Source organism: Burkholderia sp. MR1-5-21 (genome assembly GCF_053427715.1).
Genome location: NZ_JBSAXD010000005.1, coordinates 355,883 through 369,373 on the forward strand (window position 1 = coordinate 355,883; position 13,491 = coordinate 369,373).

At 61.3% G+C, this 13,491-nt stretch carries 13 protein-coding genes and 1 pseudogene; 3 read left to right on the top strand and 11 right to left on the bottom strand.

Annotated elements, in window-relative coordinates; translation table 11 throughout:
* Positions 1-239 precede the first annotated feature (239 nt).
* Both ACV229_RS10125 and ACV229_RS10130 read left to right on the top strand, forming a co-directional pair.
* Positions 240-1,178, top strand: coding sequence for an AraC family transcriptional regulator (locus tag ACV229_RS10125; protein WP_448082969.1), 939 nt, complete (start codon positions 240-242; stop codon positions 1,176-1,178).
* Between the two features lie 523 nt (positions 1,179-1,701).
* Positions 1,702-2,463, top strand: a complete 762-nt coding sequence (locus ACV229_RS10130) for a bestrophin-like domain (protein WP_448082970.1) — start codon at positions 1,702-1,704, stop codon at positions 2,461-2,463.
* Between the two features lie 187 nt (positions 2,464-2,650).
* Here ACV229_RS10130 and ACV229_RS10135 read toward each other — a convergent pair whose 3' ends face one another.
* Positions 2,651-3,214: a lipid-binding SYLF domain-containing protein gene (locus ACV229_RS10135; RefSeq protein ID WP_448082971.1), complete on the bottom strand. Its 564-nt coding sequence runs from the start codon at positions 3,212-3,214 to the stop codon at positions 2,651-2,653.
* A 566-nt stretch (positions 3,215-3,780) separates the two neighbouring features.
* Here ACV229_RS10135 and ACV229_RS10140 point away from each other — a divergent pair.
* Positions 3,781-4,518 (top strand): response regulator, encoded by a 738-nt coding sequence (locus tag ACV229_RS10140; RefSeq protein WP_448082972.1) that lies wholly within the window; start codon positions 3,781-3,783, stop codon positions 4,516-4,518.
* 172 nt (positions 4,519-4,690) lie between these two features.
* On the opposite strand, the gene ACV229_RS10145 is transcribed toward ACV229_RS10140, so the two are convergent.
* The 10 genes and pseudogenes from ACV229_RS10145 to ACV229_RS10190 form a co-directional block, all read right to left on the bottom strand.
* A complete protein-coding gene (locus ACV229_RS10145; protein WP_448082973.1) occupies positions 4,691-5,284 on the bottom strand; it encodes a LutC/YkgG family protein in 594 nt (197 codons plus the stop codon).
* Complete coding sequence (locus ACV229_RS10150) at positions 5,281-6,657, bottom strand: lactate utilization protein B (protein WP_448082974.1); 1,377 nt, start codon at positions 6,655-6,657, stop codon at positions 5,281-5,283. The genes ACV229_RS10145 and ACV229_RS10150 overlap by 4 nt, the downstream gene beginning before the upstream one ends.
* Positions 6,654-7,397 carry a (Fe-S)-binding protein gene (locus ACV229_RS10155; RefSeq protein ID WP_448082975.1) on the bottom strand — a complete coding sequence of 248 codons (744 nt, stop codon included), beginning with the start codon at positions 7,395-7,397 and terminating at the stop codon, positions 6,654-6,656. Before ACV229_RS10155 ends, ACV229_RS10150 begins: the two co-directional genes overlap by 4 nt.
* A gap of 20 nt (positions 7,398-7,417) precedes the next feature.
* A complete protein-coding gene (locus ACV229_RS10160; RefSeq protein ID WP_448082976.1) occupies positions 7,418-7,663 on the bottom strand; it encodes a hypothetical protein in 246 nt (81 codons plus the stop codon).
* Positions 7,664-7,672: 9 nt separating this feature from the next.
* Positions 7,673-8,065: a cytochrome ubiquinol oxidase subunit I gene (locus ACV229_RS10165; RefSeq protein ID WP_448082977.1), complete on the bottom strand. Its 393-nt coding sequence runs from the start codon at positions 8,063-8,065 to the stop codon at positions 7,673-7,675.
* Positions 8,031-8,411: a cytochrome ubiquinol oxidase subunit I gene (locus tag ACV229_RS10170; protein WP_448082978.1), complete on the bottom strand. Its 381-nt coding sequence runs from the start codon at positions 8,409-8,411 to the stop codon at positions 8,031-8,033. Before ACV229_RS10170 ends, ACV229_RS10165 begins: the two co-directional genes overlap by 35 nt.
* Before the next feature lie 67 nt (positions 8,412-8,478).
* The gene (poxB, locus tag ACV229_RS10175) at positions 8,479-10,215 is read right to left on the bottom strand and encodes a ubiquinone-dependent pyruvate dehydrogenase (RefSeq protein WP_448082979.1); all 1,737 of its coding nucleotides are present in this window, start codon (positions 10,213-10,215) and stop codon (positions 8,479-8,481) included.
* Between the two features lie 61 nt (positions 10,216-10,276).
* Positions 10,277-10,399, bottom strand: a pseudogene (locus ACV229_RS10180) (helix-turn-helix domain-containing protein); the annotation flags it as partial.
* A gap of 181 nt (positions 10,400-10,580) precedes the next feature.
* On the bottom strand, positions 10,581-13,058 hold the full coding sequence (locus tag ACV229_RS10185; RefSeq protein WP_448082980.1) for an ATP-binding protein: 2,478 nt from the start codon (positions 13,056-13,058) through the stop codon (positions 10,581-10,583).
* Positions 13,059-13,080: 22 nt separating this feature from the next.
* A complete protein-coding gene (locus ACV229_RS10190; RefSeq protein ID WP_448082981.1) occupies positions 13,081-13,488 on the bottom strand; it encodes a response regulator in 408 nt (135 codons plus the stop codon).
* Between the last annotated feature and the right edge of the window lie 3 nt (positions 13,489-13,491).

Genomic DNA, 13,491 nt, shown 5'->3' on the forward strand with positions numbered 1-13,491 from the left:
GGCGCGTGCCTGCGAGCAGTGACTACGGAGGGAGGTTGTCGTTCCTGCACGGACGAATGGCGGCCGCGGTGAGCGTGCCTTGACCGCTTCAGCGGCGGTGTAGAATCGACAGCACCACCGTCCGTCAACATCGCCGCGCCTTGAAATCCGACCGCCAACCCTCCCTCGTCGCAACTCAGGAAGCGACGACCATAGGGGGGTACTGCACGGCAATCGCCAAGACTCTGCAAGCCAGCGGAATGGACAGCGAGCGCATTTTTCGCTCCGTCGGCGTGCAACCCCACATGGTGAACGGCCCGATGGTCCGGCTGCCGGTCGCCACCCTGACCAGGCTATACCGTGCGTGCGTGGAGGCCACCCACAATCCGTATTTCGGCCTGTCGGTCGCCCGGCACATCCATATCTCCAATTTGCATGCGCTCGGCTACGCGCTCGCCGCCAGCAGCACGCTGCTCGACTTCTGTCGCCGGCTGGAGCGGCACTTCCGGCTGGTGTCGCAGGCGGCGACCGTTCGTGTCATTGAAGAAGGCGACACAATCGCCTTGCGCGCCACCGATTTCAAGATCGAGGTCTGCGGCGAAACCGAAGACGCATTCGTCGGTTTCCTGGTGCAAACGATGCGCATGTTGTACAAGCCGGGATTCAACCCGCTGTCCGTGGAATTCCATCGTCCAATGCCGCGTGAAGGCGACGAGCCGTACCGCGCGTTGATGCGAGCACCGGTCAGTTTTTCGAATCGGGCCACGACGCTGACTTTCGACAGGCATGCGTTGATGCAGCCGCTCGGCGGAGCCTGCCCGGAATTGGCGCAAGTCAACGACAATATCGCGAATCAATACCTTGCACGACTGGACAAGAGCGACGTGGTGACCGGCGTCACGCAGAAGATCATCGAATTGCTGCCCTCCGGCGACTGCAGCAGGGAGAAGGTGGCCGAAGCGTTATGCGTGAGCCCGGCTACCTTGCAGGTGCGGTTGGCGCAGCGCGGCACCAATTTCCTGCAGATCATGGACGACACGCGCCGGGAACTGGCTTGCAATTGCATCCAGCAGCGAACAGGCTCCGTAACCGAAATCGCTTTCTTGCTCGGATTCACCAGCACCAGCAATTTCGCCCGCGCATTCAAGCGATGGACCGGCATATCACCTACGCAATTCCGGGATGATCGGGCGGAGTAGGAGGTTTTGCCGCAGTAGCAAAGATGAACTGAACCCGAACTGAACCACGTTCGACGATGTGATTGGAGCTATACACTCGCCGTCGAGTCGGCGTGTGTCCGCCCAACGGCGCATCGCGGGGTAGTGTGCTGAATAATGTGCAGAAAGTCTGTGGCCAGAAAGGACCCGAGCAACTGGCGCCTTGCTGAGCGCCAGCAAACGAGTCGGAACGATCGGGCCTGCACGACGACCCATATGCGCCGCCGCACGCATATGGGACCAAAGGCCGATGTCGGCATTCCAGGCCAACCTGTACCCTGTTCCCTGGACGTGGGGGTATCGCGCGTTCGCAGACGTCGCGCACCAGGAAATCAGGCGCCACGTCATCACTCCCGGAAACGATGATCCCTGACCGGCCCGTTCGACCGGCTGGCGTGCGTCCGGCCCGGCGACAGAACACCGTGAACGAGGGCAATGCCAGGAGAAACTCAGGCCGCGACGCATGCCGGACTGCTCCTTGCGGGCGGAGACGGAGGGTAAGAGAGTGAGCCACGTCGAAATCGCTTTGATCGTGTTTGTCTGTGTTTTTGGCAGCGCGTTGCTTGGCTTGTACGTGCGCACCCTCTTGCCAGAGCACCACCTTAGCGATGAATCGACCAATGTCTTGAAGCTGGCGGTCGGTCTGATAGCCACGATGGCCGCGATCGTGCTTGGCCTGCTGATTTCGTCGGCGAAGAATTCGTTCGATACCGTGAACGGCGAGCTCGTGCGCAATGCCGCGAACATCGTCGTCCTCGATCGCGTTCTCGCCAAGTATGGCCCGGAAACGAAGGATGTCCGCGATCTGCTTAAGCAGAGGGTCGGCACGGTCATCCAGATACTGGCTTCCGGCAAATCTGCGGAGATCGCAAGACTTCGAGGCCCCGAGGCAATTGGCCGGGCGGAAAGTCTTGAACACAAGCTGGAGGAACTGTCGCCGCGCAACGACGCGCAACGTCAACTGCAGGCACGCGCCATCCAGATTGCGGATGATGTGCTGGCTGCGCGCCAGCTTACGATGCTGCAAGCGGTGGGCTCGACCCCCGCACCGTTGCTGATATGTCTCGTGTTGTGGCTCTCCATTATCTTTTGTTCGTTTGGCCTGTTCGCTCCGGCCAACGCAACAGTCATTTTTGGGTTGCTCCTGGGCGCGCTATCCACTTCCGTCGCAATATTCCTGATTCTCGAGATGAACACACCGCTCGATGGGGTGATCTCGGTTTCGCTCGCACCTATGCGCGAAGCGCTCGCCATGCTCGGCCAGTAGCGGTTACAGGTGTCGTCATCGTCAACCGCAACGACGATTTGGTTGCGGTTGACCCTATGACGACGCGAGTCCGCGTGACCTACTCAGGTGCAGTCGCTCCGAGCCGCCCCGTCGGCAATTCCGACGACGCATTCTCATATGAACTGGAGTCCTCGCAAGCTATGACTGCGCAGGAATCCTTCGCGCTTCACTGATCGTCAAATTTGACGATCCTCTGCCCTTGCATGCCAAGACCGGCCATCAGGCCCGCTTGGCCAAAAATGAACGAGTAGACATCGGATTTCAACGTGGTCGTGGTCATGGACTTGGCCATCCCTGCATCCACCACCACGACGCTCGGTCCCACACCAACCGACAATCCGGCACCGCTGGTGAGCGTCGTAATAGCCGAGTCGGTCATGAGAAACAAGGCCTCCGAGAACGACTGGGCACCAGCCTGCAGGCCGTACGATACCGCGCGCGCTCTGTAGTACCCAAGAACCTTCCCATCTGGGCCAAACATCACCCCTTTCCCGCCTTGCGCACCGACGATCAACCCGGCCTTCACGATGTCGGGAAACACGAGGACGGCCTTCGCCTGGTGCTGGAGTTCCTTCGCCTTTGGCGTGCTGTCGAGCAGTTGTTGCAGCGCCGCTTGCGCTTTCGCCACCAACTCAGGGTCTCCGCCATTAGCAACGGTCGGGTTCGTCGAGCAGGCCACGACAAACATGAGGACCGGAATCGCGAGAACAAGCCGAAGGTACCTGATCATGATGCGGACTCCAATGAAAATATCGTAGTCGCGGTATTGAACGCGGATCCACCTCGAGGCCGGGGCTAACATTAATTGTGATAGTTGCGTTCCGACTAAACAATTGGACCTTGGTCCAATAGCGTTATCGCCAGTAGAGTCGGCCGACCGCAATTTCGGCCAACGACGGATGATGGGTAAGACTAATGGCACTGCCCCTCGAAGCGTCGTTGTACGTCGACGAAGTTCGTCGTAGGAATGAAGACGTCAAGTTTAATGGCAAGTGCGTTGTGTTGATAACCGGCGGAATTCCAGCCCAAATTCAGGCGGGAGCTGCCGGTGTGGATTTTCACGGCAACACCTTGGCGAGTCAGGGTCTTCAGCTTCAGATTCGAGCACTGGCACTGGCATACGTTGGATTGTCGCCACCCTTACTGTACGCTTACGTGGCGCGGCCCGATCCGCAACGCCATATGTGCACGGGTCTACCAGTCGCTATAATGTTGCATCCGGCAGACGAACGCTCGTCCGCCGCCAACGGCAACCCTGCATCGCCGTATTCCTGCCTTGCCACGAGGTTTCAACTCATGAGCGAGTCCAATCTTCCACATGTGCTTGCAGTGGACGACGATCCAGCCATTCGCAACCTCATTTCAGAGTATCTGACGGACAACGACCTGCGGGTGACCGTCGCGGCCGACGGCAAGGAAATGACCGCTGCACTCGAGGAATACGCGATCGATCTGGTCGTGCTCGACTTGCGGATGCCCGGCGAGGACGGCATGACAATCGCGCGCCGACTGCGCGAACAATCGTCGCTGCCGATCATCGTCGTGTCGGGACGCCTCGACGAAGCCGACCGCGTGATGGCGCTCGAACTGGGCGCCGATGACTACCTGACCAAACCCTTCAGCCCGCGCGAGTTGCTTGCACGCATTCGCACGGTGTTACGGCGGACGGCGGCAACGCAATCGCTGACAGGACGTCAGGTCGACGCACGCGCGTATCGTTTTGCGGGATGGGAACTCAATATCGGTACGCGCCGGCTGACTTCGCCGGACGGCAAGCGCGTCGAGCTGACCAACGGCGAGTTCTGCCTGCTCAACGCGTTTCTCGCCTCTCCTGGGCGGATATTGACGCGAGAACAGCTTCTCGAGGCGAGCCGGCTTTACGACGACGTTTACGACCGGTCGATCGACGTGCAGATACTCCGGCTGCGCAGGAAGATCGAAGAGGATCCGTCGCATCCGGCATACATCAGGACCGAACGCGGCGCCGGATACATCTTCGCAGTAGCCGTTGACAAACTCAGCGCGGCGGCCTGACAGGCACCGCCCTGACGGTGCAAGGAATTCCGCTCGCTCGAGACCGATACGCGTTGAATCGCAAGCGGCACCCCCGAGGCTTGAACGGATGCCCAACGTTGGGGGTGCGGGGTACTGCCGGATCAAGGTTCATACCAATTGCGACAGCACACCCCATGCGCGCCGGCATCCGTCAGCCGCCGTCACGCGCAACCGGAATCACCGTCAAAGACCGGATCCCCTGTGCGCCGCGAATCAGGACCCCCTCGATATCGGCCGTCGCCGAGGGTCCACTCATCAGCACCGCATAGTTCGCAGCGAAGAAGTCGGACCGGTGATACGCGTGGTGCAGATTGCCGACGATGTCGGCCGGATCCAGCAACGCAACGAGATGCTGTGACAGATAGCCAAGCGCATTGACCTGATATTGCAGTTCGCTGAGCCAGATCGACCCTGTCTCGGCAACCGCAAACCGCGGCCGCACGATGCCGACATCGACGTCGTTCAGTTCATGCGGATCGCGGACTTCGTCGATTCGCCGCGTACCGGCCACTTCGGGCACGGCCGAGCAGATCACTTTCGCGTCCGGAAAGCGCGCCCGGATCAGCGCGTCGACGTCCCCGTCAGCGGGCATTTCCGCCCAGATGCCGCCCATCTGTGCAAACGTCTCCTTGAACCTGCCGAGCGCCGGCGGCAAACCGGCATCGAACATCGGCACGTCCGGCAGCAAAGTGGGTGTGCGCTGCGCGGCGCGCAGGCTTGCGAGAATGGCGTTTCGGCTGCTCATTTTGCTTTCCTCTTTTTCAGGTACCAATCGCGGAAGGTTTGCTCGGGGGCCTCCGGCACTTCCCGTTGCTTGCCCCACGCATTGAATGGGTTGTAGATGAAGGCTCGCGGCAACTTCGCGACAGCGGTGTCCGCTGCCTTGATCGCCGCGCGGTACAGCTTCGGCTCGGACAGTACCTTGCCCGCGACTTTCATCGCCTGCGTCTTGACGAACGGCAGCTCGTGCTGCTCGGCGACAATCTGGCGCCATTTGTAGATCTGTTCGTGGATGTTGATCTTGACCGGGCAGACATTCGTGCAGCTACCGTTCATCGTCGAAGCAAACGGCAGCGCGCTGTATTTCTTCAGATCGAAAGTCGGATTGATGATCGCGCCGATCGGACCGGAATACACACCGCCGTAACTCAGGCCGCTGCTGCGCCGGTAGACCGGACACGTATTCATGCAGGCGCCGCAGCGGATGCACTTCAGCGAGTACCAGAAGTCGTCCATTGCAAGCCGTGCCGAACGGCCGTTGTCGACCAGCACGAAATGCATTTCGCCGCCTTTGCGCGGCCCACGGAAGTGCGATGTGTACTGCGTGATCGGCGAGCCGAGCGCGCTACGCGACAGCATGCGGATGAACACGCCGAGATGCTCGAGCTTCGGAATCAGCTTCTCGATGCCGATCGACGCGATGTGCAGAGGCGGCACGTTCGCGCTCAGGTCGGCGTTGCCTTCGTTCGTGCACACCGTGATGCCGCCAGTTTCCGCTACCGCGAAATTGCAGCCGGTCATCCCGGCTTCGGCGTTCAGGATCAGCGGCCGGGTCGCGTCGCGCTGCGCTTCGGCGAGGTAATGCACGTCGCTGTTGTCCGGATCGGTGCCGAGCGTCTTCGAAAAAACCCTGGAGACGTCGGATGCGAGCTTGTGAACCGCCGGCACCACGATGTGCGCGGGGCGCTCGTGATCGAGCTGCTGGATCCGTTCGCCCAGGTCGGTCTCGACGACCGTGATGCCGCGCGGTTCGAGGTACTCGCGCATCCCGCATTCCTCGGTGAGCATCGACTTGCTTTTGACGAGCGTCTTCGCGTTGTGACTGCTGAGAATGTCGTAGACAATCCGGTTGTGCTCTTCAGCGTCCTTGGCCCAGTGCACGATCACGCCGTTCCTCGTCGCGTTCTGCTCGAATTCTTCAAGGTAATCGGCAAGATGCGTCAGCGTATGTTCCTTGATGCCCGAAGCGAGCGAGCGCAAATGCTCCCATTCTTCGATGCCGTGCGCGGCCTCGTCTCGCAAGGTTCGCAGAGTCCACAGGCGCTTGTCGTGGAACTCGATGTGCTTTTCGTCGGCGATAAATTCGCGCGACGCCTTTACGTGGTCGACACGTTTCATGAGCGGGCTCCATTGAGGATCTGTGCGATATGGATGAACTTCAGGCCAAGGCCGAGCCGCTCCGAGCAGCCTTTCTGGTGCATCAGGCATGACGAATCCGCGGATACGATGTATTCGGCGCCGGCCTGCTTGTGATCGCGGACTTTGTCATAGCCCATCCGCGCAGAGACCGGTTCCTCGGTCACGCAGAACGTGCCGCCGAATCCGCAGCATTCGTCAGGCCGCTCGGGCGTAACGAACTCGATTCCCTTGACCTTCTTCAGCAGCGATAGCGGTTTCGAGAAGAACGGCTCGTCAATCTCCGACATCTTTGCGGTGCGCAGCGATCGCAACGTTCCACAACTGTTATGCAGCCCGACTTTATGCGGAAACTCCGCCCACGGAAGCGCGTCGACCTTCAACACGTCGTGCAGGAACTCGACCAGCTCGTAGGTATTGGCGCGCACCGCCCTGCTTTCCGCTGTCGATTCGACTGCCGTCATATGATCGCGCACGTGGTGCACGCAGCTTCCGCTCGGCGCGACGATGTAGTCGTAGCCGGAGAAGTTCTTCACGAACAGCGCTTCGGTCGCGGCGGCGTCCCGCTCGCAGCCACTGTTGCCCATCGGCTGACCGCAGCAGGTCTGTTCGAGCGGGTAATCGACGTCGCAACCGAAGCGCTCGAGGAGTTCGAGCGTCGCGACGCCGACATCGGGAAAGAATGCGTCGATGAAACATGGAACGAACAAGGCGACTTTCATGATGTCTCCAGCGGCAAGGATTAGTTCCAACGAGACGAACCTGCCGCCAGCGCGGCACGGAACGCCTCGAGATAGGCGAGAAGCTGTGGCACCGCGAATGCGAGTGCGCTCCAGATCAGAAACGTTTGCTCGGATGACGATGCCGCGGCGGCATTGAGCGTCATGAGCGCCGCGCGAAGCGGTCGGGCAAACCGGCGGTCTGGGGAGCTTGACGGTGTCGCGCCGCGATGGCGCAGGTGGGTCACAACGGAAAGGAGCGGCTGCATCTCGATACCTCATGGCAAGTTCGACTTGCGATGAAGTTTCTCGCTCCGCGGTTGCTGACAGATTGCAAACCGCGCGCATTGCGCTACATCCGTAATCTGGCCGGCCGCGTCGCATACATGAACGACCGTTCGTTCCGACGCGCAACCCGAAGCGCGCGCCATGCACGGGCGTCCATGGCGCTCACACGCAGCTTCACTGCTCCTCATGAATACCGTCCACAGCAGTGCGCGCCGCCGCAGCAAGTGCTCCTTGAGCGACAGCAAGGTGCCGCCCCAGGCAACGAGCAGCATGCCGAGACCGCACCCCACCATCACCCGGAACGCAAGGAATGGAATGGCGATCGGCGGACGGTCGCTGCGTGCAAAGTCAGTTAGCCCGCCCTCCTTCGAGTCCAGGGACATCGATCCAATCAGGCTGCCGAGCACCGGCACCGAGACCGCTTAGTCGTTCTTTTTCATGTATCGCATCGGGCCACGCAATCAGGACTTCGGACGCCGGCTGTTCGTCATGCCAGCGCCCCTCGATCGCGGCAAACTTGACCGGCTGGTAGCGGTGCACGTAATCGCCGACCAGGTGACCGATTAGCAGTTGAACCGGCACGAGGATAGCCGCGAGAAGCAGGCCCATGCGCAGCATGATGCGTGCTTCGGCCGGACACATCCTGCGCAGCATGTACCACGCACCGGTCGCAGCCACACAGAACGCCCCGGTGAGGTAAGCCGCCAGCAACATATGAGGAAACCGCACCCAGACGACCGTGCTGAAGATGATCTTCAGCCAGTCGGCATGAGCGCGGTCGTGTCCATCTCGCCTCCTAGCGCCACAGGTTGGTTTGCGCGAGATCGATCACCTGATCCGCCTGGCCGTTGAGGATCGCCTTGACCATGTAGAGCGAGAACCCCTTCGCCATGTCGAGGTTGATCGCAGGCGGCATCGCCAGTTCCATCCGGTTGACGACCGCGTCGACCAGTACCGGACCGTCATGGGCGAACGCCGCGGCAATGCCCGGCTCGACGTCGTCCGGCTTTTCGAGCCGGATGCCGCGGATTCCGACGGCTTCGGCCATGGCGGCGAAATTCGGATTGGCCAGGTCGGTGCCGATCGGTACGAACGACGTGGACTTCTGTTCGAGTTCGATGAAGCCCAACGCACCGTTGTTGAAGACCACGACCTTCACCGGCAGACCCAGTTGGGCCAGGCTCAGGAAATCGCCCATCAGCATCGCGAAGCCGCCGTCGCCCGACATCGAGATGACCTGGCGGTCGGGAAAGGCCGCCTGTGCGCCAATCGCCTGCGCCATTGCATTGGCCATCGAGCCATGCCAGAACGACCCCATCAGCCGGCGCTTGCCGTTCATCGCAAGGTAGCGGGCCCCCCACACCGTCGGCAGGCCAACGTCGCACGTAAACACGGCGTCTTCCGTTGCATGGTCGCTGATTGCCTTGGCAACCTGCTGCGGATGGATCAACGACGTCCTGGCACCGGCCTGCGCCAGCGCGTCGAGATCCTTCCGCGCCTTGTGGTAGTGCTGCTGCGCCTGCGCGAGATGCGCAGCGTCGGTTTTCTCCCGCAGCTTCGGCAGGAGCGCCGTGAGCGTCGCCTTCACGTCGCCGACGATGCCCAGATCAAGCGGTGTGCGGCGCCCGAGATTGCCGGGGCGAATGTCGATCTGGACGATGCGGGTGCCGGTTTTGCGGGGATAGAACTGGCTATACGGAAAGTCCGTTCCCAGCATCAGCAACAGGTCGCAATCGAGCATCGCGTAGTAGCCCGACGAGAATCCGATCAGGCCGGTCATGCCTACGTCGTACGGGTTGTCCCATTCGACGTGCTCCTTGCCGCGCAACGCATGGACGATCGGCGCTTTCAGCCGCTCGGCTAGCGCCACCACTTCGTCGTGTGCACCCGCGCAGCCCGAACCGCACAACATGGTCACACGACCCTGCCCGTTGAGAATCTCGGCCAGCCGGTCGAGATCGGCTTCGGCCGGTGTGACGACCGCCTGCGGCGGCAACAAACCCGCTGGCGAGGGCGGCGGCGCATCCACCGCCTGCTGCAACGCGACGTCGCCCGGAATCACGACCACTGACACGCCGCGCTTGCCGGTCGCCTCGCGAATCGCGATTTCCACCGTGCGCGGCATCTGGTTGGCGCTCGAGATCAGTTCGCAGTAGTGGCTGCACTCCTTGAACAACGACTCCGGATGGGTTTCCTGAAAGTAGCCGCTGCCGATTTCCCGCGACGGGATATGCGCAGCGATCGCCAGCACCGGAACGCCAGAACGATGACAGTCGAACAGGCCATTGATCAGATGAAGGTTGCCCGGGCCACAACTGCCGGCACAGACCGTGAGCGAACCCGTCAGGTGTGCTTCGGCACCCGCGGCGAAGGCGGCAACCTCTTCGTGTCGCACATGGATCCACTCGATACCGCCGTGACGGCGGATCGCGTCGGTCAAGCCGTTGAGGCTATCGCCGACGATGCCGTACACCCGTTTGACGCCTGCTGCTACCAGTACTTCGACAAACTGATCCGCTACTGTCATTGACATTGCAATTCTCCATTAGATAACGATTGATTGACTGCCCGCGCGTGCCCGTCTCGATCTCAGTTCGCAACGGACGGGCGCTACGGTCGAACAGTTGGGTGCCGAGACGTTGTTCCAGCAAGCCGATTTGCCGGCTCAACGCAGGCTGCGCGACGTGAAGACGTTCCGCAGCTCGGTTGAAATTCAGCTAATTCCTTAGCATTACGAATAATCCAAAGTGCCTAAGGTTCATGACTGACAACACCTCCGGTTCTGGTGAAACCCGGAAGAACGCACTAGAACACGTTCCCCGCTTCTCAATTCAATAAACTGAAATCACTGCGTCGTAGACTACCGGCGTGATTTTCCGGTCCGTAGCCGATTACCCGTCAGCCGGACCTTTCATTGTCCGGCCGCGAAAACGCGCGGCTCAACGCCCACGCAAGATCGGCTTGCCGAAGTGGCTTGCGCAAGACATCAGAGACGCCAGTTTCTTTCGCGTCGCGTTCCAGTGCTGCACTGCTATATCCACTGGAAAGAATGATCGGGATGTCCGGACGCACCGCGTGAATCCGTGACGCCAGCTCGATACCCAACAGGTTCGGCATCGTCTGGTCCGTGACGACCGCATCAAAACGCTCGGGATCCGCGTCGAACGCTTGCCATGCGGCCTCGCTCGAAACGAAACCGACCGGCTCGTAGCCGAGTTCGGCAAGAATTTCTTCGCCAAGCGTCACAAGCGCCTCTTCGTCATCGACCAGCAGCACCGTCTGTCCGTCGCCGTGCGGCAGATCCGCTCCGCGTTGGTCGGCAGACACCGCTACGGCATCGATCACCGGCAGATATACGTCAAAGCGCGTGCCTTCACCGACGACACTTCGCACGTCGACCCCACCGCTATATTCCCGAACGATGCCCTCGACAAGCGCGAGACCCAGCCCCGTTCCTTCGCCGGCTTTGCGCGTCGTGAAGAATGGATTGAAGATCCGTTCAAGCAAATCGGGCGCAATGCCGACGCCGGTGTCCTGCACCGTGAGCCGGACGAACTCACCCGAGCCGACTGCACCGTGCGAAAGCGATCGCGGCGCCTCCAGGCGCTGTAGCGCCAGTTCGACGCGGAGCGTGCCGCCGTTGGGCATCGCATGAACTGCGTTGCTGCACAAGTTCATCACGACCTGGTGCATATGTGCCGGATCGCCGGCGACGAACGCGTCCCGCGCATCCAGTTGAACCTCAAGCCGAATCGCCTCCGGCAACCTGACGCTCAGCAGTTCGATCGTTTCCGTTACGACCGGCTGGAGATGAACGGGCAGCCGCGTCGTTATCCCGCTGCGGCTAAATGTCAGAATGCGCTCGACGAGCGATCGTGCGCGATCGCCGGCGCTCAGCACCTGCTCCACGTAGCGCCGCTCTGGCGTGCCCTCCGCGACGGCAGTTAGCGCCCGCTCCCCGTAGCCGAGTATTGCGCCGAGGATGTTGTTGAAGTCGTGGGCGATGCCGCCGGCGAACGTGCCGAGCGCCTCGAGCTTCTGCGACTGCCGGAGCTGGCTTTCGAGCTGCCGACGCGCCTCTTCGTCCTCACGTTGCTGCGTCACGTCTTCGACGGTGGCGACGAGCACCTCCTCGAGCAGCGGCGATGCCCGATCAGACGACTCCGTCGACACCGTCACGCGGGCTATGTTCATGTAAGTCCAGATCACATGACCGTCGTGATGCAGATAACGCTTTTCGAACCGGATGCTGTCGTGCTTGCCGCGCAGCAGCTGGTCGATGTGCCCTTGCGTCAGTTCGATATCGTCGGGATGGGTGATATCCACGGCCCTCAATTGCGCGAGCTCAGCCACCGAATAGCCGACCATTCGCTGGAATGCGGGGTTGGCGGCCAGGTAGTAATCGTGAGGACGCAGCAGGAGGATGCCGACCGGCGCGTTGTCGAATACTGCGCGCCAGTGCTGCTGGCTCGACTGCAGGCGCCGGTTGACCTGCCTCAGGGCACGTAGCTGTCTGACGAGCGCGATTGCGAGCACCGCGACGAACAACGACAGCGCAGCGGCGCCGATCAGCTCATCGATCGTCGACGTGCGCCACGTCGCGAGTGCAACGCCTTCGTCGCGTGTGGCTTCGACCTCGAGCGGAAAGCCGGGTACGGCCCTTTGCACCGAGAGGATGCGCTGTGACGGCCGGTCCGCCGGACGGTTTTCCAACACTACGACGGGGGCCCCGTCCGTGCGCCGCAGGCGGATCGCAGTGCCGGGGCCGAGATTCACCTGTTCGTAGAATTTACGGAAATACTCGTCCTCGATCAGCGCGAGGACGATGCCTCTGAAGCGTCCGTGTGCGTCTTCGAGCCGCCGCGCGACCGCGAACGTCGGTGCGCCGTCGATCAGGCTTACGATGGGCTCGCTGATCACCTCTGCGTTACCGGTCGCCCGCTGCAGTTGCTGGAAGTATGCCCGGCCCGCGACGTTCACCGATTTCACCGTTGCGAATGTCGTCGCAACCCGGTCGCCGGACGAATCGAAAATTTCGAGTTGGCGGATTTGCGGCACACCGTCGATCTCTTCGCGCAGGAACATCCGGGCCTCGTCGGGCGATGTCTGCGCGCGTCTCGGGTCGAGTGTCCACACGGACGTGCGGCCCAGGATAAATCCGACCCCTTGCAGCGATCGCGCGGCCTGCTCCGAGAGCGCGCTCACGAGACTCGACAGTTCGCGATCGTTGTACGCAAGCGTGAGCCGGCGCGAACGCATGATGTCGCTCGCCGCGCCGATCCATAGCAGGACGATCAGCAGACCGCCCCCTAGCACGATGAGCCAGTATCTGGCCGGCCATGCGGCGCTGCGTTTCGTTCGTTCCGTATCGATCATGTCGGACCTCTTCACGGAGGGTTCAGTCATTCGCAATCGGCTCGAGCAACGCCCTGACTGAAGCGACGAGCTCGTTGAAATCGAACGGCTTTGCGAGCGCCCGGTCCACGCCGAGCTGCTGGATCGCCGCCTCGGCCGTTGCGGCCCCGGCCCCGAAGTAGCCCGAAATCGCGATGATCGATGCTGCCGGAAAGCGCACGCGCAACGCCTCGATGGTCTTCGTCGAACTGTGCCTGGGCTCGTTCAGATCGACGACGATGACCTTCGCGGAGACCGTTTCATGAAGATATTGCGCGCGTTGCCCCGTGCATTCGCAGACGCGATATCCGGCGTCCCGCAGCGACAGTGCAACCAGATCGCGCATGAACGGATCGTCTTCGATGATGAGAATATCTGTTTTGGTTTCCATAGTCGAAATACCGCTTTTCAACGC